The following is a 20,496-nucleotide window of genomic DNA, read 5'->3' as shown; positions in this document are numbered from 1 at the left end:
TCATGTGTTACGTAAAGATTTCATCTGAGAGCAAGTTCTGGCACTCAGTGCCTTGCGGGGTGACACGCGGTGTCATACGTTGAAGGAGTCCGGACGACGTCCCGGCAGGCCCACCCGCCTGCACGCCCGGACGCCTGCGTCACAGGCAACCTCCCGCGCCACCATGCGCTGCCGAACAGCACCACCGCCGAACCGACGGCACCCCCTCAACCCTCAGCAGCACCGACGTAACCATCGGCGCCCCTCCCTCAGGGCGCTCACCGCCGGAGGCAACACCGTGACCGTGAAGGACATCCTGGCCGCGATCCAGTCGCCCGACTCCACGTCGGAGGACTTCGCCGCCCTCCCGCTCCCCGAGTCGTACCGCGCGATCACCGTGCACAAGGACGAGACGGAGATGTTCGCCGGGCTCGCCACGCGCGACAAGGACCCCCGCAAGTCGATCCACCTGGACGAGGTGCCGCTGCCCGAGCTCGGCCCGGGCGAGGCGCTGGTGGCCGTCATGGCCTCGTCGGTCAACTACAACTCGGTGTGGACGTCGATCTTCGAGCCGCTGTCGACGTTCGGCTTCCTGGAGCGCTACGGCCGCACCAACGAGCTGGCCAAGCGCCACGACCTGCCGTACCACATCATCGGCTCCGACCTCGCGGGCGTCGTCCTGCGCACCGGCCCGGGCGTCAACGCCTGGCGCCCCGGTGACGAGGTCGTCGCGCACTGTCTGTCCGTCGAGCTGGAGTCCAGCGACGGCCACAACGACACGATGCTCGACCCGGAGCAGCGCATCTGGGGCTTCGAGACCAACTTCGGCGGCCTCGCCGAGATCGCCCTGGTCAAGTCCAACCAGCTGATGCCCAAGCCCGACCACCTCAGCTGGGAGGAGGCCGCCGCCCCCGGTCTGGTCAACTCCACCGCCTACCGCCAGCTGGTCTCCCGCAACGGCGCCGGCATGAAGCAGGGCGACAACGTCCTGATCTGGGGCGCGAGCGGCGGACTCGGCTCCTACGCCACCCAGTTCGCGCTGGCCGGCGGCGCCAACCCGATCTGTGTCGTCTCCAGCGACCAGAAGGCGGACATCTGCCGCTCGATGGGCGCCGAGGCGATCATCGACCGCAACGCCGAGGGCTACAAGTTCTGGAAGGACGAGAACACCCAGGACCCCAAGGAGTGGAAGCGCTTCGGCAAGCGCATCCGCGAGCTCACCGGCGGCGAGGACATCGACATCGTCTTCGAGCACCCCGGCCGCGAGACCTTCGGCGCGTCCGTCTACGTCACCCGCAAGGGCGGCACCATCACCACCTGCGCCTCCACCTCGGGCTACATGCACGAGTACGACAACCGCTACCTGTGGATGTCCCTGAAGCGCATCATCGGCTCCCACTTCGCCAACTACCGCGAGGCCTGGGAGGCCAACCGCCTCATCGCCAAGGGCAAGATCCACCCGACCCTGTCCAAGGTGTACTCCCTCGAGGACACCGGCCAGGCCGCCTACGACGTGCACCGCAACCTGCACCAGGGCAAGGTCGGCGTGCTGTGCATGTCCCCCGAGGAGGGCCTGGGCGTGCGCGACCACGAAAAGCGCGCCCGGCACATCGACGCCATCAACCGCTTCCGCAACATCTGAGACGTACGGGGGCACAGATGACTGAGCGTCAGAAGGACCGGCCGTGGCTCATGCGCACGTACGCCGGTCACTCCACGGCCGAGGCGTCCAACGAGCTGTACCGGCGCAACCTCGCCAAGGGCCAGACGGGTCTGTCGGTGGCGTTCGACCTGCCGACGCAGACCGGCTACGACTCCGACCACATCCTCGCCCGCGGCGAGGTGGGCCGGGTCGGCGTGCCCATCGCGCACGTCGGTGACATGCGCCGGCTGTTCCAGGACATCCCCCTGGAGCAGATGAACACCTCGATGACCATCAACGCCACGGCCATGTGGCTGCTGGCGCTCTACCAGGTCGTCGCCGAGGAGCAGGGTGCCGACATCACCAAGCTCCAGGGCACGACCCAGAACGACATCGTCAAGGAGTACCTCTCCCGCGGCACGCACGTCTTCCCGCCGGGGCCGAGCCTGCGCCTGACGACGGACATGATCGCGTACACGGTCTCCCACATGCCGAAGTGGAACCCCATCAACATCTGCAGCTACCACCTGCAGGAGGCGGGCGCCACACCGGTCCAGGAGATCGCGTACGCGATGTCCACCGCGATCGCCGTCCTCGACGCCGTGCGCGACTCCGGCCAGGTGCCGCAGGACCGCATGGGCGACGTCGTGGCCCGCATCTCCTTCTTCGTCAACGCGGGCGTCCGCTTCGTCGAGGAGATGTGCAAGATGCGGGCGTTCGGCCGCATCTGGGACCGCATCACCCGCGAGCGGTACGGCATCGAGAACCCTAAGCAGCGCCGCTTCCGCTACGGCGTCCAGGTCAACTCCCTGGGCCTGACGGAGGCGCAGCCGGAGAACAACGTCCAGCGGATCGTGCTGGAGATGCTGGCCGTCACCCTCTCCAAGGACGCCCGCGCGCGTGCCGTGCAGCTGCCCGCCTGGAACGAGGCCCTGGGCCTGCCCCGGCCGTGGGACCAGCAGTGGTCGCTGCGCATCCAGCAGGTGCTGGCCTACGAGAGCGACCTGCTGGAGTACGAGGACATCTTCGAGGGCTCGAAGGTGATCGAGGCGAAGGTGGACCGGCTGGTCGAGGAGGCGTTCGCCGAGATCGACCGCATCCAGGAGATGGGCGGCGCGATGGCGGCCGTCGAGTCCGGCTACCTGAAGTCGCAGCTGGTCGCCTCGCACGCCGAGCGGCGGGGCCGGATCGAGTCCGGCCAGGAGAAGATCATCGGCGTCAACATCTTCGAGGGCACCGAGCCCAACCCGCTGACCGCCGACCTGGACACCGCGATCCAGACGGTGGACCCGGCGGTCGAGGCCCGTGTCATCGCCGGGCTCCAGCAGTGGCGTGACAGCCGCTACCAGCCGCCCTTCAACCACCCGCGGCCCTGCAAGGCCCTGGAGCGGCTGAAGGAGGCCGCGCGCGGCAACGAGAACCTCATGGAGGCCACCCTGGAGTGCGCGCGCGCCGGGGCGACGACCGGCGAGTGGGCCGGGGCCCTGCGCGAGGTGTTCGGCGAGTTCCGGGCGCCCACGGGCGTCTCCTCGGCGCCGGTGGCCGTCCCCGTCGAGGAGGGCAGCGCGCTCGCCCTGGTCCGCCGCAAGGTCGAGCTCACGGCCAAGGACCTGAACGTGGGCAAGCTGCGCTTCCTGGTCGGCAAGCCGGGCCTGGACGGCCACTCCAACGGCGCCGAGCAGATCGCGGTGCGCGCGCGGGACGCCGGCTTCGAGGTGGTCTACCAGGGCATCCGGCTGACGCCCGAGCAGATCGTGGACGCGGCCCTCGCCGAGGACGTGCACGCGGTCGGCCTGTCGATCCTGTCCGGATCGCACGCCCAGCTGGTCCCGGACGTCCTCGAACGGCTGCGTGTGGCCGGTGCCACAGACATCCCGGTGATCGCCGGTGGCATCATCCCGAACGGTGATGCCGAGCAGCTCAGGGCAGCCGGAGTGGCCGCGGTCTTCACCCCGAAGGACTTCGACATCACCGGAATCATCGGCCGCATCGTCGATGAGATCCGGAAAGCGAACAAGCTCGACCCCCTGGAGGTCCCCGTATGACGACCGTCAACCGCCTTCGCCCGCGGCGTTCCTGTCTGGCGGTGCCGGGCTCGAACCCGCGCTTCCTGGAGAAGGCCCAGGGCCTCCCGGCGGACCAGGTCTTCCTCGACCTGGAGGACGCCTGCGCCCCGCTGGCCAAGCCCGAGGCGCGGCACACCATCGTCAAGTTCCTCAACGAGGGCGACTGGACGGGCAAGACGCGGGTGGTGCGCGTCAACGACTGGACGACCGAGTGGACGTACCGCGATGTCGTGACCGTCGTCGAGGGCGCCGGCCAGAACCTCGACTGCATCATGCTGCCGAAGGTCCAGGACGCCCAGCAGATCGTCGCCCTGGACCTGCTCCTGACGCAGATCGAGAAGACCATGGGCTTCGAGGTCGGCAAGATCGGCATCGAGGCGCAGATCGAAAACGCGCAGGGCCTGAACAACGTCAACGAGATCGCGACGGCCTCCCAGCGCGTCGAGACGATCATTTTCGGCCCGGCCGACTTCATGGCGTCCATCAACATGAAGTCGCTGGTCGTGGGCGAGCAGCCGCCCGGCTACCCGGCGGACGCCTACCACTACATCCTGATGAAGATCCTGATGGCCGCCCGTGCCAACAACCTCCAGGCGATCGACGGCCCCTACCTGCAGATCCGCAACATCGACGGCTACCGCGAGGTCGCCCAGCGTGCCGCGGCCCTCGGTTTCGACGGCAAGTGGGTGCTGCACCCGGGCCAGGTCGAGGCGTCCAACGAGATCTTCTCGCCGTCGCAGGAGGACTACGACCACGCCGAGCTGATCCTGGACGCCTACGACTACTACACGTCCGAGGCCGGCGGCAAGAAGGGCTCGGCGATGCTCGGCGACGAGATGATCGACGAGGCCAGCCGCAAGATGGCCCTGGTCATCTCCGGCAAGGGCCGCGCCGCCGGCATGCAGCGCACGAGCAAGTTCGAGATCCCGGAGGCGTGACGGCGATGCAGTTCGGACGCACCTACGAGGAGTTCGAGGTCGGGGCGACGTACAAGCACTGGCCGGGGAAGACGGTCACGGAGTACGACGACCACCTCTTCTGTCTCCTCACCATGAACCACCACCCCCTCCACATGGACACGAACTATGCGGAGAAGACGACGGACTTCGGCAAGAACGTCGTGGTGGGCAACTACATCTACTCGCTGCTGCTCGGCATGTCCGTGCCGGACATCTCCGGCAAGGCCATCGCCAACCTGGAGATCGAGTCGCTGAAGCACGTGGCGCCGACCTTCCACGGCGACACGGTCTACGGCCAGACGACGGTGCTGGACAAGTGGCCGTCGAAGTCGAAGAACGACCGCGGAATCGTCTACGTCGAGACCAAGGGCTACAAGCAGGACGGCACGCTGGTCTGCGTGTTCCGCCGCAAGGTGATGGTGCCGACCGAGACGTACATCAAGGAGCGCGGCGGCGAGCAGCCCGGCCGCCCGGAGCTGCGAGAGCAGGAGAAGTAGTCATGGCGCGACTCGCCCAGACCGCCGGTCTGACCGACGTCCAGCAGGAGATCCTGTCCACCGTCCGCGACTTCGTGGACAAGGAGATCATCCCGGTCGCGACCGAGCTGGAGCACCGCGACGAGTACCCGCAGCAGATCGTCGACGGGCTGAAGGAGTTGGGCCTGTTCGGCCTGATGATCCCCGAGGAGTACGGGGGTCTGGGCGAGTCGCTCCTGACCTACGCGCTGTGCGTGGAGGAGATCGCCCGCGGGTGGATGTCGGTGTCCGGCATCATCAACACCCACTTCATCGTGGCGTACATGCTCAAGCAGCACGGCACGCAGGAGCAGAAGGACCACTTCCTGCCGCGGATGGCGGCGGGCGACATCCGGGGCGCGTTCTCGATGTCGGAGCCGGGCCTCGGCTCGGACGTGTCGGCGATCACGTCCAAGGCGGTGAAGGACGGCGAGGAGTACGTCCTGAACGGTCAGAAGATGTGGCTCACGAACGGCGGAACGTCGTCTCTGGTGGCCGTTCTGGTCAGAAGTGACGAAGGTCACCCCGAGGGCACGGCGCCCCACAAGTCGATGACCACCTTCCTGGTCGAGAAGGAGCCCGGTTTCGGCGAGGTGCGCCCCGGCCTCACGATCCCCGGCAAGATCGACAAGATGGGCTACAAGGGGGTCGACACCACCGAGCTCATCATGGATGGCCTGCGGATTCCCGCCGATCGTGTGCTCGGCGGGGTCACCGGCCGCGGTTTCTACCAGATGATGGACGGGGTCGAGGTCGGCCGGGTCAACGTGGCGGCCCGTGGTTGCGGCGTCGCGCAGCGTGCGTTCGAACTGGGCGTCCAGTACGCGCAGCAGCGTCACACCTTCGGCAAGCCGATCGCCCAGCACCAGGCGATCCAGTTCAAGCTGGCCGAGATGGCTACCAAGGTCGAGGCCGCGCATGCGATGATGGTGAACGCAGCACGCAAAAAGGACTCCGGGGAGCGAAACGACCTCGAGGCTGGGATGGCGAAATACCTCGCCTCCGAGTACTGCAAGGAGGTCGTCGAAGACTCCTTCCGGATCCACGGCGGCTACGGCTTCTCCAAGGAGTACGAGATCGAGCGCCTCTACCGCGAGGCTCCGATGCTGCTCATCGGTGAAGGTACCGCCGAGATCCAGAAAATGATCATCGGCAGGCGGCTGCTCGAAGAGTATCGATTCCAGGGCTAGATGTCCGGATACGGGGTGTTTTCTTGGAGAAGAAGATCACACCCCGTCAGCACCCTTCTGCCGCCGACTCGGCTGCCTGGCTTACCCAGTTCGGGCCCCGAGCCGCTACGATCGCCGGAAAGCCGCCGTCCCCCGTCAGAGTGCGGCATCATCCGCTACGAAGGTCATCCATGCCCCACAGCCAAACCTCTGCATCTCGCGACAGCCGGGCCGGCGTACGCCTCGCGCGCGGAGCATCGCCGTGGCTCCTTCCGACCGTCGCCACCGCAGCACTCAGCCTGGTCCGGGCGCGCCGTTCGGGCGCCGCCAAGGCCGTCGCCGTTCCCGCCACCGCGCTGGCGGCGGGGATGCTGTGGTTCTTCCGCGACCCCGAGCGCGAGATCACCCAGGGCCGGGTCATCTCGCCCGCCGACGGTGTGGTGCAGAGCATCATGCCGTGGAAGGACGGCCGCACCCGCGTCGCGATCTTCATGAGCCCGCTGAACGTCCACGTCAACCGCGCGCCGCTGGCCGGCACGGTGACGTCGGTCGAGCACATCCCCGGTGGCTTCGTTCCCGCCTTCAACAAGGAGAGCGAGAACAACGAGCGTGTCGTCTGGCACTTCGACACCGAGCTCGGCGACATCGAGATGATCCAGATCGCCGGCGCCGTCGCCCGCCGCATCGTTCCGTACCTGCCTCAGGGCACCAAGGTCGAGCAGGGCGAGCGGATCGGTCTGATCCGCTTCGGCTCGCGCGTCGACCTCTACCTGCCCGAGGGCGTGGAGGTCGCGGTCGAGGTGGGACAGAAGACCGTGGCTGGGGTGACTCGCATTGACCGTGATTGATCCTGATACCAAGGCCGGCTGGGTCCCGGAGGCCGACGAGGTGGACGAAGAAGAGGAGATGCCCCTCTCTCTTCGCCTGTCGATAGCGGACACGCTGACGCTCGGCAACGCCACGTGCGGCTTCATGGCGGTGTACTTCACCACCACCGGCATCCTGATCCCCGACCTCATGGGCAGCCAGGAGACCGGCATGGCGCGCAACAGCGCGGCCACCGCGGTCATCCTGATGCTGTGCGCGGCGGTCTTCGACCTGTTCGACGGCCTGGTGGCGCGCAAGCTGCGCTCCTCCCCCATGGGCGCCGAGCTGGACAACCTGTCCGACCTGATCAGCTTCGGCCTGGCACCGGCGTACTTCGTCCTCGTCTACGGCATGGTGGCCGACGGCGCGTACCAGCGGGTCGCGGCGGTCGGGGCGATCGTGGTGCTGCTGGCGGTGGTGCTACGGCTTGCGCGGTTCTCGTGCGTCACGGTCAAGGACGGCACCTTCCAGGGCATGCCGTCACCGTTCGGCGCACTGACGGTGGTGTCCATCGTGCTGCTGGAGCTGCCCTTCGTGGCGACGCTGCTGGCGATCCTGGGGACGGCGTGGCTGATGGTGAGCCGCGTGGAGTACCCGAAGCCGCGCGGCCGGCTCGCGGTGGCGATGCTGTCGTGGATCGTGGTGGGCATGGGCATGATGGCGGCCTGGGCGTTCGACGCCCCGAGCGGCCAGCTGCTGCTCCAGACGGGCTGTGCGCTCCAGCTGGTCATGGGGGCGGTGATCCCGCTGTTCGCGACGGCCCGGCGGGTGAACAACTTCCGCGACAACCGACGGGAAGCACGCGCGGCACAGCTGCCGTGACCTCGTCCCTCCGCTGACGGGTGTGGCCCGGGCCTCAAGGCCCGGGCCACACCCGTTCCGCGTTCAAGGGCGTCCTTCTGCTGCCCTTGACCGGTCAACTACCTCTGCTTGAGGCCGATTTGCCAGAAAAGTGCAGGAAGGGGAGGGTGGAAAGAGGGGGGTTTCAGACAGTTTCCCCCACTTCCCCCCTGGGAGGCGGCCATGCCCGCACCCATCCTCAAAGAGCACAACGTCACGCTGCAATCCCGGATCCCCGCCAACGTCGGCGACACGGTGACGCTGCCCGTACGGGAGTACGACGGCACCAAGCCGAACCATCCGCACCAGCCGGTGCTGATGCTGCACGGCAGAAGCGTGCCGGCGCTGGCGGGCTTCGATCTCGCGCCGGTGCCCGGCGGCCCCGCCACCCGGTACAGCTGGGCGCAGGAACTCGCGGACGACGGCTACGACGTCTTCATCATGGACCTCCAGGGCTCGGGCCGGTCGCCGCGCCCCAGGATGGACGATCCGTGCAACGCCAACCCGGCCCAGCAGCGGGTCCTCGTCCCCAACCCTCTCCAGGAGCCCTGCCCTCCCCCTCCCCCGTACCCGCACCAGCTGGGCAACTCGGAGAGCGAGTGGGCGGAACTGGACGCGGTGGTCCAGTACATCCGGGACCTGCCCGGCAGGAAGAAGCCGATCCGCTTCATCGGCTGGTCCCTGGGCGCGGCCATCATGGGTCCCTACACCCTCCAGAACCCCGGCAACGTCGAGAGCCTGCTCCTGCTCGCCCCGGTCTTCCCGCCCAAGGGGCGGTGGTCGGGCAAGCCCGAGGACCCCTTCGGACGCCCGCCCGAGGCGCAGACCCTGCCCCTGTCCCAACCGGCCGTCACCTTCGGTTTCCCCATGTTCGTCGGCACCAGGACGGGGTTCAGGACGGGGCTGGACGGCAACCCCGACCTGCGCGAGCCCGGCGTCGTGGAGCTCGCCTGGGAAGCCTGCATGCAGAGCGACCCCCTCGGCAGCAAGTGGGGCCCCGAGGTGGCCCCGGGTGAGTACGAGGGCATCCTGCGGTACCGGAACACCTACTGGTGGGGCTGGAACGACAAGACGGTGCCGCACGAGAACCCGGCCGGCACAGCCGTGCTCGGGGGACGGGTTCCCGTGCTCATCATCTACGGGGAACTCGACCGCGCCGCCAACAGCCCCGCGACCTTCCCCGACCCCACCCGCTTCTCCGTGCCGGACCTCTACGCGGCCGTCAAGGGATCCAACAAGCTGATGTTCTGCCTCGCCGGCGCCGGTCACTCGCTGGTGTGGGAGCTGACCGCGAAGACGGTGCACCACATGTCGAAGCAGTGGTTCAAGAACGGCGAGGTGGAGGGCCAGAGGACCGGCAGCTACTTCAGGGACTCGGACGGTGCGCTGACCCCCCTGCCGTGACGGCTCAGGTCAGGAAGTCCCGCGCGATCCGTTCCGCGACCCGTTCCAGGATCGGGCCCGCCTCGGCGATGCACTTCGCCACGTCCGGCTCCGCGTCCGTCAGGGGGTAGGCCCGGCGGAAGCCGGCGCGGCCCAGGACCTGGGGTGGCAGGGCGAGGCGGCCGCAGACGGCCACGACGTCCTTGTCCGCGGCGCGGGCCGCCGCGGCGACGCCCGCCGGGGCCTTGCCGTGCAGGGTCTGCTCGTCGAGGGAGCCCTCGCCGGTGATGACCAGGTCGGCGCGGTCCAGGGCGGGGGCGAAGCCCAGGACGTCGAGCATCACCTCGATGCCGGGGCGGAACCGGGCGCCCAGCAGCAGGGCGCCGTAGCCGATGCCGCCCGCCGCGCCCGCACCGGGCGAGGCCGCGTACTCGGCGGCCTTCGGTCCGGCCGGCCCCTCCAGCACCTTCGCGAAGTGCGCGAGGGCGGCGTCCAGGGCCTCCACGTCGTCCGGTGAGGCGCCCTTCTGCGGGCCGTAGACGGCGGGTGCGCCCTTCGGGCCGGTCAGCGGGTTGTCGACATCGCTCGCGAGGACCAGCTCGACCTCGGCGAGACGCGGGTCGAGTCCCGACAGGTCGGCGGTGACCAGCTCGGCGAGTCCGCCGCCGCCCGGGGGCACCGGCTCCCCGTGGGCGTCCAGGAACCGGGCGCCCAGCGCGGACAGCATCCCGGCGCCGCCGTCGGTGGTGGCACTGCCGCCGACCCCGAAGACGATCGTGCGGGCGCCCGCGTCCAGGGCGGCCCGCAGCAGCTCGCCGGAGCCGTACGTGGACGCCGTGAGCGGGGCGAAGACCCCGGCGGGAAGCCGTTGCAGCCCGCTCGCCTCGGCCATCTCCACGACCGCGGTGCCCTCGCGCAGCGCGAACGCCGCCGTGACCTCCTCGCCGAGGGGGCCGGCGACCCGTGCCTCCCGGCGTTCGAAGCCCGCCGCGACCGCCGCGGCCACGGTGCCGTCGCCGCCGTCGGCCACGGGCAGCGCCTCGACGTCGAGGTCCGGCAGGACCCGGCGCAGCCCGGCCGTGATCCGCTCGGCGACCTCCACGGCCGTCAGCGACCCCTTGAACTTGTCCGCGGCGACGAGCACTCGCTGTGTCCTGCGGGTGTCGCTCACTGCAGCTTCCGCCACTTGCTCTCCCCTTGCTCTCCGGGCCCTCACGCATGTCAAGGCCAGTCGCGCCGCTGTGACCTTAACCGGAGGACGCCCCGGTCGTCAGCACGTGCCCACCTCCTGGACGGGTGGTTCCCGCTCGCGAACGGGTGGATCGCGGGAAACGGGTAGACCGTAACCATGGCCCTTGCGCACACCGAGACGGACCTGGCCGACCGCGTCCTCGGCGGATGGACGGGGCGCGTCGCGGGCAACATGCTCGGCAAGCCCGTCGAACAGGGCGAGGTCTGGTCGCGCGACCGCATCGACCGCTACCTCAGACGGGCAGCCGCCCTCCCGCTGACCGACTACCTGCCCGAGCCCACCGGCGACGAGGCGACCGCGCTGCGCCCCGAGTGGCGCCAGTGCGTCCGTGGCCGCATCCACGGCAGCTGCCGCGACGACGACGTCGACTACGCGATCCTCGGCCTGGACCTGCTGGAGACGCACGGCTTCGGCTTCAGCACCGAGCAGGTCGGCGACCTGTGGCTGCTGCGGCTGCCGTATCTGCAGACGTTCACCGCCGAGCGGGCCGCCTACCGCAACCTCGCCACCGGGCTGAAGCCGCCGCTGACCGCGACGTACGACAACCCCTACCAGGAGTGGATCGGCGCCCTCATCCGCGCCGACATCTTCGGCTGGACCTGCCCGGGCGAGCCGCGCCGGGCCGCTTCCCTCGCCCGGCGCGACGCGGTGCTCTCGCACACCGGCAACGGGGTCTACGGGGCGATGTGGGCGGCGGCCCTGATCGCGGCGGCGTTCACGGCGCCCACGGTGCGCCAAGCCGTCGACGAGGCCCTGACCGTGATCCCGGCGAGCAGCCGGCTCGCCCGCACGGTGCGCCGGGTGGCCTCGCTGCACGACACCCGCATGCCGTGGGAGGACACGCTCACCACGGTCGCCGAGGAGACCGCGGGGATGGGCTGGATCCACACCGTGCCGAACGCGGCCGTCCTGACCGCTGGCCTGCTCTACGGTGACGGCGACTTCACACGCACCATCACCCTGACCGTCCGGGGCGGCCTGGACACCGACTCCAACGGCGCGACGGCGGGTTCGGTGGCCGGTGTGTTCGGCGGGGCGGGGGCCATCCCCGACCAGTGGAAGGCCCCGCTGGAGGACACGGTCCGCAGTGCGGTGTTCGGCTTCGACGGGGTGCGGATCAGCGAGCTGGCGAAGCGGACGCTGCGGCTGGCGCAGCCGGCCGCCCCGGGGGCCGGGGGATGAGCCGTGGCCCGGTGGTTACCCTGCACCGATGACGTCTTTCCCTGATTTCGCCGCCTACATCGCCTCCCTGCCCCGCGTGCTGGCCGGCGCCGCCGCGCTGTTCCGGGACGCCGAGGGCCGGGTGCTGCTGGTCGAGCCCAACTACCGGGAGGGCTGGGCGCTGCCCGGCGGCACCGTGGAGTCCGACGACGGCGAGACACCGCGGCAGGGCGCGCGGCGCGAGACGGCCGAGGAGATCGGTCTCGACCGTGAGCTCGGCCGGCTGCTGGCGGTGGACTGGGTGCAGGGCCCGGGCCGCCCGCCCCTGGTGGCGTACCTGTACGACGGCGGGGTGCTGAGCGAGGACGAGTTCAAGGCGATCCGCCTCCAGGAGGAGGAGCTGCTGTCCTGGCGGCTGGTCCCGCGCGAGGACCTGACCCGGTACCTGCCGGGCGCCCTCGGCGGCCGTGTCCTGGCGGCCCTCGACGTGCTGGCGGAGGGTGCGGGGACGGCGGAGCTGGAGAACGGGCGGCGGGTGCACTGACGGGGCCGGCCGCTCCCCCCTGCGCGGACCGGCGATATCCGCTCGCGGCCGTGCCGCGGCCCCGCCTACCCTCGGTGCCATGGCCAAGCCCCTCGTCGCCCTGCTCACCGGTGCCGGTATCAGCACCGACTCCGGGATTCCGGACTACCGCGGGCCCCAGGGGCTGTGGCGGCGGGATCCCGAGGCCGAGAAGCTCGTCACGTACGAGTACTACATGGGTGATCCGGAGATCCGCCGCCGGTCGTGGCGCATGCGGCTGGAGAACCACGCGCTGCGCCCCGAGCCCAACGCCGGGCACCGGGCGGTGGCGGAGCTGGAGCGGTCCGGGGTGCCGGTGCGGGTGATCACGCAGAACGTGGACGGGCTGCACCAGCTCGCCGGGATGCCCGACCGCAAGGTGCTCGAACTGCACGGCACGGCACGGCGTTTCGTGTGCACCGGCTGCCCTGCCCGCGGCCCGATGCCGGACGTGCTCGCCCGGGTCGAGGCCGGGGAGGGCGACCCGCCCTGCCGGGAGTGCGGCGGGATCCTGAAGCCGGCGACGGTGATGTTCGGCGAGCGGCTCGACCCTGTCGTGCTCGGCGAGGCGGCCGCCATCAGCAAGGCCTGCCAGGTGTTCATCGCGGTCGGCACCAGTCTCCAGGTCCAGCCCGCGGCGGGGCTGGCCGAAGTCGCCGCCGACCACGGCGCCCGCCTGATCATCGCCAACGCGGAACCGACCCCGTACGACGACCGGGCCGACGAGATCGTCCGCGACCCGATCGGCACGGCGCTGCCGAGGCTGCTGCGCCGCCTCACGGACGCGTCGAGTCCCGCAGGTCCGCCAGGCGCGTGAGCGCGGCACGCCCCCGGTCGCGCTCGGCTTCGGTGAGGTCCAGCGCCGCGGCCCGGGCCAGGGCGGTCGCGGTCGTCTCCTCGTCGCCTTGCCGCCGCGCGACGTCCGCGCGCAGGACGAGGAGCTGAAGCAGTTGCCTCCGGGGTCCGTGATGAGGAACTGCTGCACGCCGTACGCCATGTCCTTGAGCGGCCCGACGCGGGGCAGCCCCCGGGTGGGTTCCTGCCGTGCGCCGCCTTGAGCCCGGCGCGGAACGCCCCGTACAGGCCGTCGGCCTCGTCCAGAACCGAGGGGTCAGAACAGCGCGGCCCCGCGTTCGAAGTCCAGCAGCCGCCGCTTGCGCTCCAGTCCGCCCCCGTATCCGGTGAGGCCGCCGTTCGCGCCGATGACGCGGTGGCACGGGACGATGATGCCGATGGGGTTGCGGCCGTTGGCGAGGCCGACCGCGCGGGAGGCCGCGGGGGCGCCGAGGGCGTCGGCGAGCCGGCCGTAGGTGCGGGTCTCGCCGTAGGGGATGCGGCGCAGCTCGTCCCAGACGGCGCGCTGGAACGGGGTGCCGGTCAGACGCAGGGCGACGGTGAAGTCCTCGAGTTCCCCCGCGAAGTAGGCCTTCAGCTGCTGCTCCGCCTCGGCGAAGAGGGTGTCGTCGCGGGTGCCGAAGGTCTCCTCCGGCGGGCGGTGGCGCTGGTCGGTCATGTAGAGCCCGCACAGGACGCCGTCGTCGGCGACGAGGGTCAGGGGGCCGTACGGGCTGTCGGTCACGGTGTGCTGCTTCATCGGACGTCCCTATACCGGAAGGAAGTTGATCGGGTGGCTGTCGGTCGCCCAGAGGTACTGGACCGCGTAGGCCCGCCAGGGGCGCCAGGCCGCCGCCCGGGCGGTGAGCGCGGCCGGGGTGGAGGGCAGGCCCAGCTCCCGGGCGGCGCGGCGGATGCCGAGGTCGGTGGGGAGGAAGGCGTCGGGGTCGCCGAGGGCGCGCATGGCGATGACGTCGACCGTCCAGGGGCCGAAGCCGGGCAGGGCAAGGAGCTGGGCGCGGGTGCGCGGCCAGTCGCTCTCCACACCCAGGTGGAGAGCGCCGTCGGCGAGGCCACGGACCAGGGTGGTGAAGGTCGCCCGGCGGGTGCGCGGCATGGCGAGGGTCTGCGGGTCGAGCGCCGCGAGGGCCCCGGGGGCCGGGAAGAGGTGGGTGAGGCCGCCCTCGGGGTCCTCGATCGGTTCGCCGTGCGCCGCGACCAGGCGGGCCGCGTGGGTACGGGCGGCGGCGGTGGAGACCTGCTGGCCGAGCACCGCCCGGACGGCGAACTCGGCCTCGTCGACCGTGCGCGGCACGCGCCGGCCGGGCGCCTTGTCGACCAGGGGCGCCAGGACCGGGTCCGTGCGCAACTGGTCGTCGATGGCGACGGGATCGGCGTCCAGGTCGAGCAGGCGACGGCAGCGGCTGATGGCGACGGTCAGATCGCGCAGGTCGCTGAGGGTGAGGCGGCAGGCGATGTGGTCCGGGCCGGGGGTCAGCGCCACGATGCCGTGGCCGTACGGCAGGCGCAGGGTGCGGCGGTAGGAGCCGTCGCGCCACTCCTCCACTCCGGGTACGGCCGTCGCCGCCAGGTGGCCGAAGAGGTTGTCGGGGTTGAGCGGGGCGCGGAACGGCAGCCGCAGCGACAGCACACCGGGGGTGCTCGCGCCCTGCCGCTTCGGGGCGCGGGCGCGCAGCTCGCTCGGGGCCAGGGCGAAGACCTCACGGACCGTGTCGTTGAAGGTGCGGATCGAGGCGAATCCGGCGGCGAAGGCGATCTGCGCCATGGGCAGGGCGGTCGTCTCGATGAGCAGCCGGGCCGTCTGGGCGCGCTGGGCGCGGGCGAGCGCGAGGGGGCCCGCGCCGAGCTCGGCGAGGAGCTGCCGCTCGACCTGCCGGGTGCTGTAGCCGAGCCGGCCGGCGAGGCCGGGCACGCCCTCGCGGTCCACGACTCCGTCGGCGATCAGCCGCATGGCGCGGGCCACGAGGTCGGCACGCTGGTTCCACTCCGGCGAGCCGGGGCTGGTGTCGGGGCGGCAGCGCTTGCAGGCCCGGAACCCGGCCTGCTGACAGGCCGCCGCGCTCGGGTGGAAGACCATGTTCTCCGGCTTGGGCGGCACCACCGGACAGCTGGGACGGCAGTAGATGCCGGTGGTCAGGACGGCCGTGAAGAACCAGCCGTCGAACCGCGCGTCCTTGGACCGGACGGCGCGTACGCAGCGCTCGGTGTCGGTGTGCATCCCCATCTGCATGCGTCCAGCATCCGGCACCGGGCGGCGCGGGGCTGGCGAGAATCCGACATCGACGTGCCGGTGCCGCACCACCTCACCGGCACAGATGAAGATTCATTCATGTGTTCGTGCGAGCCCGGTACGATGACGTCATGGGTCATGGAGCCGTCACCCCCGCGCAGGACGCCGGCGAGCGCGTACGCCTGGACGCCGACAACGTCGCGAAGGTCGCCACCACGCTCCAGGCCCTGTCCACGCCCTCCCGGCTGCTGATCCTGGCGCGGCTGCGCGAAGGCCCGCTGCCGGCCACGGAGTTGGCCGCCGAGGTGGGAATGGAGCAGTCGGCCTGCTCGCACCAGCTGCGGCTGCTGCGCAATCTGGGCCTGGTCGTGGGTGAGCGGCGGGGCCGTTCGGTGGTCTACGCGTTGCACGACCACCATGTCGCCGAGCTGCTCGACCAGGCCGTCTTCCACGTGGAGCATCTGCGCCTGGGCATCAGCGACGCCGCCGACTGAGGCGACGCCGCTGAGCCCCCGGTCGTGCTATTCGGTGGCGGTCGGCCGGCGCGAGGCCTCCATCGCCTCGCTCACCCGCGTCAGCGGACGCAGCCGGTAGGTGTAGGCGTAGTCGCGGTTCGCGAACAGCTTGAACTCGTCGTGCGTGTGCGCTCCCCAGCTGTTGTCGCCGCCCACGCCCATCTGGCGGTGGTTGACCCGCAGGACCACCGCGTCCCGGGGGGTGAGCTGGTAGTCGTGGCGCGCCCCGACGGACAGGTCCTCGGGGGTGAAGCGCGATGCGTTCACCTCCAGCAGCGGCTCACCGGACACCAGCAGCCCGCGCCCCCTGCCGTCGGTCAGCGCGGCCCAGCGGACATCGGTCTTGTTGCCGTTCTCCTGGGGGCGCAGATAGGAGGTCCACTGCCCGGAGACGCTGCCGGAGTACAGGCCCACGTCGGTGGCGTTGTTGCGGTCCCACATGTTCTCCTCGGGGCCCCGGCCGTAGTAGTGCAGCCGGTCCAGGCTCCGCGGCAGGAACAGCAGATTGCCCACCTCCGGGATGTATGGCAGGTTCGCCGCGCCCGGGTGCAACGTGTTGTCGACCTTGATCTCCCCGTTGCCGAACACCGTGTACGTCGTGCTGTAGGTGGACTCGGTGCCGGTGGGCAGGGTGCCGGTGACGGTGATCTCCACGGCCCGGTCGTCCAGGGGCCGGACCCGTACGCCGGTCACCTTCCGCCTGGCTCCGGCGTCGCGCCACACCTGGTTGCGGGTGTGCTGGCCGTTGCCGCGGTCGTTGTCGGTGGGCGCCCGCCAGAAGTTGGGAACGGGGCCGGAGGTGATGAGCGGGGTGCCGCCCGCCTCGTACGAGGTGATGGTGCCGCTGCTCTTGTCGACGGTGACGGCGAAGCCCTTGCCCTTGACGGTGACCGTCTCGTCCCCGTCGGTGTGGCGCAGGGTGGGCACGCCGCGCAGCGGTGCGGGCTTCACGGCGGGGCTGTTCGCGTCGAGGGCGAGCTGCTGCTTGGCCACCTCGAAACCGGCCTTGGCCCACCGGGTGGCTTCCCTGGTGGTGAAGGAGAGCTGGAGGAAGTACTCCGTGCCGGGCTCGGGCCTGGCGGGCAGCCGCACCGGGATCTTGATGTCCTTGCTGCTCAGCGGTGCCACGTTCAGCTGGTCGCGGGTCAGCCGGCCGCGTTGGACGACCTCACCGTCGGCGACCAGGGACCAACGGCCGTCGAACTCACGGAGGTTGGTGAACAGGTACTCGTTGGTGAGGGTGACCGCGCCGGGACCGCCCGAGGTCGCAGTGGCGTTGATCGCCTGGTAGATCTGCTTGACCTCGGCGGACTTGCCGGTGAGGCCGCGGTCGGCGGTGACGATGCCGTCGCCGGAGAAGGCGCCGTCGTTGGGGTTGTCGCCCCAGTCGCCGCCGTAGGCGTAGAACGTCTTGTCGCGCGGGCGCTTCTCGGTGAAACCGGCGGTGGCGGCGTCGAACCAGAAGCGCACGCCCTCGTCGTCCGGCTTGCGGCTGTCCGAGGCCAGCTCGGCGGCGCTCAGCGCGCGGGCGTACACCCGGGCCCGGCGGATGGTGCCGCTGAACTCGCGGGTCGGGTTGTCGACGTCGGTGCCGAGGGACAGGGAGGCGGTGTTCACGCCGGGGCGCCTGGTCGTGGTCTTGCTGCCGCGCGCCTGGCCGTCGACGTACAGGGTGAGCGTGCCCGCGTCCGCGTCGAAGACGCCGGCGATGTGGTGCTCCTTGCCGGTCCAGTCCTCGGGCAGGGCCCAGCTCGCGGTGACCCACTGGCCGCCGCCGTGGATGAAGAACTCCAGGTTCCTGTCGCTCTGCTTGAGGGCGTACTGGGTGTCGCCCTTGGCGAGGATCGGCTGGTGGAAGCCGGTCACGCGCGGGGTGACCCAGGCCTCCAGCGTGAGGGAGCCGGTGAGGTCGAGGCGGGAGTCGCGGGCGAAGACGGTGCCGCCGGAGACGCCCTTGGCGCGGTCGAAGGTGCCGCTGGGGTTGATGACCTCGCCGTGGATCCCACCGGGCCCGGTCTCCGTGAGCAGCTTGCGCGTCGGCGTCGGCCAGGCCAGGGCCTGGTCGACGAAGTCCCAGATCCAGCCGCCCTGGAGGACGTCGTAGCGGCGGACGATGTCCCAGTACTTCTTGAAGTTGCCGCTGGAGTTCCCCATCGCGTGGGAGTACTCGATCATCACGTAAGGCCGGGTGTCGCCGGTGTCCTTGGCGCGCTGCTCGACGCGCTGCGGGCTGTCGTACATCTCGGAGCGGATGTCGCTGATGCCCGGGCGGTCGTCGCCCTCGTACTGGATGACACGGGTGGAGTCGTAGGAGCGGATCCAGTCGTGCATGGCGTTGAAGGTGGTGCCACCGCCCGCCTCGTTGCCGAGGGACCAGATGACCACGCTGGCGTGGTTCTTGTCGCGGTGGACCATGTTCTGGGCGCGGACCACGCACGCCTCGGTCCACTCGGGGTGGCCGCTGCCCGGGAACCTGTCGCGGATGCCGTGGGTTTCGAGGTTGGTCTCGTCGACGAGGTACAGGCCGTACTCATCGGCCAGTTCGAGCCACAGGGGGTTGTTGGGGTAGTGCGAGGTGCGGACGCTGTTGATGTTGAGCCGCTTGATGATCTCGATGTCCTGGACCATCTGCGCGCGGGTGAGCGCCGAGCCGGTGACGGGGTGCATCTCGTGCCGGTTGGTGCCGCGCAGGGAGACCGGCTTGCCGTTGATGCGCATCAGGCCGTCCTTGAGCGCGAACTCGCGGAAGCCGACCCGGTGCGAGAGCGTCTCGACCACCTTGCCCGCCGGGTCGCGCAGGCGGAGCACGGCGGTGTAGAGGTTCGGGTGCTCGGCCGACCAGAGTCTCGGCGCGGGGACGGCCCTGGACACCTCGACGGACGTCTCGTCGCCGTCCGGGACGTCGGCGGTCCCGTTCAGGGGCCGGGACCACACGGCGTGGCCGCGCTCGTCGTACAGCTGGGTCTCGACGGTGTAGCGGCCCCCGCCCTCACCGCCGTAGTCGCGCACCTGCGCGGTGACCTTGAGCTCGGCGGAGGTGTAGCCGTCGCCGAGCGGGGTGTCCAGGCGGAAGTCGCGCAGGTGCACGCTCGGCGTGGAGTACAGGTGGACCGAGCGGAAGATGCCGCTCAGCCGGATCATGTCCTGGTCCTCCAGCCACTCCGCGTCGGAGTAGCGGTACACCTCGACGGCGATCTGGTTGGTGCCCGGCTTGAGGTGCGGCGTGATGTCGTACTCGGCGGAGGTGTAGGAGTCCTCGTGGTAGCCCACCAGTTCGCCGTTGATCCACACGTAGTGGGCGGACTTGACGCCCTCGAAGTGCAGGAAGGTGCGCCGACCCTTCCAGCCGCGGGGCACGGTGAACGTACGGCGGTACTGGCCGACGGGGTTGTAGCGGGTCGGGGCGGCCGGCGGCTGGGCGTCCTCGCCGCCGCCGTTGGGGCCCCACCAGGGGTAGGTGATGTTGACGTAGATCGGGAAGTCGTAGCCGTGCAGCTGCCAGGCCGAGGGCACGGGGATGGTGTCCCAGCCGGAGTCGTCGACGTCCGTGCGGTAGAAGTCGGTGTCCCGGTCGTCGGGGCGGTCCACGTAGGCGAACTTCCACGTGCCGTCCAGGCTCAGGCGGTAGGGCGAGCGCTCACGGTCGCCTTTCAGCGCCTGTCCGAGATCCGCGTACGGCATGAGGGTGGTGTGCGGCGGCTCGGTGCCGATCCGGTACGTGGCCAGGCCGTCGTTCCACTCCGGCGGGGCGTCCGCCGCCGGGCGCCGGCCGGCCGCGTGCGCCGCGCCGGGCGCCCCGGCCAGGGCGAGCGCGCCGAGCACGGCGGCTCCGCCCTCCAGCAGTCGGCGGCGGCTGACGACCGGCCGGTCGGCGGGAGAGGGGTGGGTGTGCGGGTGCGGGTGCGGCATGACCGTGGCCTTCCTCGGTTCGACAGGGTGCTGCACGGACTGAGGGCATGTCAGATGCGATTCCCAACCGCCCATCCGTGATGGGTGTTTCTGTTGGTACGCGTGCAACTCACGGTGACGGAGCAACTGCTGAGCAGGCACACCCTAGAACTCGAACACAACCGAAGCAATGATCCCGTCGGACTTTGTGCGTTCCTGATGGTTACGCGGGGTCACACGGCCGGGCCCCGGCCGGATGCGGCCCGCGACAGGGGGCGGGACGGCCTGCTGGACAGTCGGCCGGACAGGCGGCTGGAGAGTCTGAGGGACAGTCGGCGGGGGTCCTGATCGGCGTCCCGTGCGGCGGCACCCCCGACCCACACCCGGCTCACCCTCTGCTCGCCCCCCGGCTCACCCTCTGCTCGTCCCCGACTCGCCGGGCCGGTTCCGGCGGCCCCGTCCGCCGCGGTGACCGGCCTCTCCGCGGCATCCGGTCCCCCACGGCACCGCTCCTCCCACCCCGCACGCCCACCCGCGGCTTTTTGTCATTTCGGCGCGACAGTGCTGCTGCTCCGACCGTAATGTGACCTCATCGGACAGCCCGCGCAACAGA

General features: G+C 70.5%; 16 protein-coding genes and 1 pseudogene. 12 read left to right on the top strand and 5 right to left on the bottom strand.

Annotated elements, in window-relative coordinates; genetic code table 11:
- Positions 1-277: 277 nt before the first annotated feature.
- From ccrA to AC0665_RS09665, 8 genes are all read left to right on the top strand, one after another.
- A complete protein-coding gene (gene ccrA / locus AC0665_RS09700; protein ID WP_468403559.1) occupies positions 278-1,621 on the top strand; it encodes a crotonyl-CoA carboxylase/reductase in 1,344 nt (447 codons plus the stop codon).
- Positions 1,622-1,638: 17 nt separating this feature from the next.
- Positions 1,639-3,666, top strand: a complete 2,028-nt coding sequence (locus AC0665_RS09695; RefSeq protein WP_478704754.1) for a protein meaA — start codon at positions 1,639-1,641, stop codon at positions 3,664-3,666.
- On the top strand, positions 3,663-4,625 hold the full coding sequence (locus tag AC0665_RS09690; RefSeq protein ID WP_133930709.1) for an HpcH/HpaI aldolase/citrate lyase family protein: 963 nt from the start codon (positions 3,663-3,665) through the stop codon (positions 4,623-4,625). The genes AC0665_RS09695 and AC0665_RS09690 overlap by 4 nt, the downstream gene beginning before the upstream one ends.
- A 5-nt stretch (positions 4,626-4,630) precedes the next feature.
- Complete coding sequence (locus AC0665_RS09685) at positions 4,631-5,143, top strand: MaoC family dehydratase (protein WP_062930087.1); 513 nt, start codon at positions 4,631-4,633, stop codon at positions 5,141-5,143.
- A 2-nt stretch (positions 5,144-5,145) separates the two neighbouring features.
- Entirely contained in the window at positions 5,146-6,351 is a 1,206-nt protein-coding gene (locus AC0665_RS09680) for an acyl-CoA dehydrogenase family protein (protein WP_468632126.1), read from the top strand.
- Between the two features lie 170 nt (positions 6,352-6,521).
- Complete coding sequence (locus tag AC0665_RS09675; RefSeq protein ID WP_363122180.1) at positions 6,522-7,178, top strand: phosphatidylserine decarboxylase; 657 nt, start codon at positions 6,522-6,524, stop codon at positions 7,176-7,178.
- Between the two features lie 58 nt (positions 7,179-7,236).
- Entirely contained in the window at positions 7,237-8,019 is a 783-nt protein-coding gene (gene pssA, locus AC0665_RS09670) for a CDP-diacylglycerol--serine O-phosphatidyltransferase (RefSeq protein ID WP_363122179.1), read from the top strand.
- A 201-nt stretch (positions 8,020-8,220) separates the two neighbouring features.
- Positions 8,221-9,441: an alpha/beta fold hydrolase gene (locus AC0665_RS09665; RefSeq protein WP_478510143.1), complete on the top strand. Its 1,221-nt coding sequence runs from the start codon at positions 8,221-8,223 to the stop codon at positions 9,439-9,441.
- A gap of 4 nt (positions 9,442-9,445) precedes the next feature.
- Here AC0665_RS09665 and AC0665_RS09660 read toward each other — a convergent pair whose 3' ends face one another.
- Positions 9,446-10,564, bottom strand: a complete 1,119-nt coding sequence (locus tag AC0665_RS09660) for a glycerate kinase (protein ID WP_478609591.1) — start codon at positions 10,562-10,564, stop codon at positions 9,446-9,448.
- Between the two features lie 204 nt (positions 10,565-10,768).
- Between AC0665_RS09660 and AC0665_RS09655 the strand changes: the two genes are divergently transcribed.
- The 3 genes from AC0665_RS09655 to AC0665_RS09645 all read left to right on the top strand — a co-directional run bounded on the left by AC0665_RS09655 (position 10,769) and on the right by AC0665_RS09645 (position 13,212).
- The gene (locus tag AC0665_RS09655; protein WP_478704753.1) at positions 10,769-11,854 is read left to right on the top strand and encodes an ADP-ribosylglycohydrolase family protein; all 1,086 of its coding nucleotides are present in this window, start codon (positions 10,769-10,771) and stop codon (positions 11,852-11,854) included.
- Between the two features lie 28 nt (positions 11,855-11,882).
- Positions 11,883-12,377 (top strand): NUDIX domain-containing protein, encoded by a 495-nt coding sequence (locus AC0665_RS09650; protein ID WP_468403548.1) that lies wholly within the window; start codon positions 11,883-11,885, stop codon positions 12,375-12,377.
- A 79-nt stretch (positions 12,378-12,456) separates the two neighbouring features.
- Positions 12,457-13,212: an SIR2 family NAD-dependent protein deacylase gene (locus AC0665_RS09645; protein WP_478704752.1), complete on the top strand. Its 756-nt coding sequence runs from the start codon at positions 12,457-12,459 to the stop codon at positions 13,210-13,212.
- Here AC0665_RS09645 and AC0665_RS09640 read toward each other — a convergent pair.
- The 3 genes and pseudogenes from AC0665_RS09640 to AC0665_RS09630 form a co-directional block, all read right to left on the bottom strand.
- Positions 13,172-13,493 (bottom strand): annotated as a pseudogene (locus AC0665_RS09640) (VOC family protein); the annotation flags it as partial. The gene AC0665_RS09645 and the pseudogene AC0665_RS09640 sit on opposite strands and share 41 nt — an antisense overlap.
- Before the next feature lie 13 nt (positions 13,494-13,506).
- On the bottom strand, positions 13,507-13,989 hold the full coding sequence (locus AC0665_RS09635; RefSeq protein ID WP_468403543.1) for a methylated-DNA--[protein]-cysteine S-methyltransferase: 483 nt from the start codon (positions 13,987-13,989) through the stop codon (positions 13,507-13,509).
- Positions 13,990-13,998: 9 nt separating this feature from the next.
- On the bottom strand, positions 13,999-15,468 hold the full coding sequence (locus AC0665_RS09630) for an AlkA N-terminal domain-containing protein (RefSeq protein WP_478705027.1): 1,470 nt from the start codon (positions 15,466-15,468) through the stop codon (positions 13,999-14,001).
- 143 nt (positions 15,469-15,611) lie between these two features.
- On the opposite strand from AC0665_RS09630, the gene AC0665_RS09625 reads away from it, so the two are divergent.
- Positions 15,612-15,974 (top strand): ArsR/SmtB family transcription factor, encoded by a 363-nt coding sequence (locus tag AC0665_RS09625; RefSeq protein ID WP_478609465.1) that lies wholly within the window; start codon positions 15,612-15,614, stop codon positions 15,972-15,974.
- A gap of 27 nt (positions 15,975-16,001) precedes the next feature.
- Here the strand turns inward: AC0665_RS09625 and AC0665_RS09620 are convergent, their stop codons facing one another.
- A complete protein-coding gene (locus tag AC0665_RS09620) occupies positions 16,002-19,904 on the bottom strand; it encodes a glycoside hydrolase family 2 TIM barrel-domain containing protein (RefSeq protein ID WP_478704751.1) in 3,903 nt (1,300 codons plus the stop codon).
- Between the last annotated feature and the right edge of the window lie 592 nt (positions 19,905-20,496).

It is taken from the genome of Streptomyces sp. NPDC043685 (genome assembly GCF_056436585.1).
Note: the sequence above shows the minus strand (reverse complement) of the source record. Positions and strands in the feature narration are given on the sequence as shown.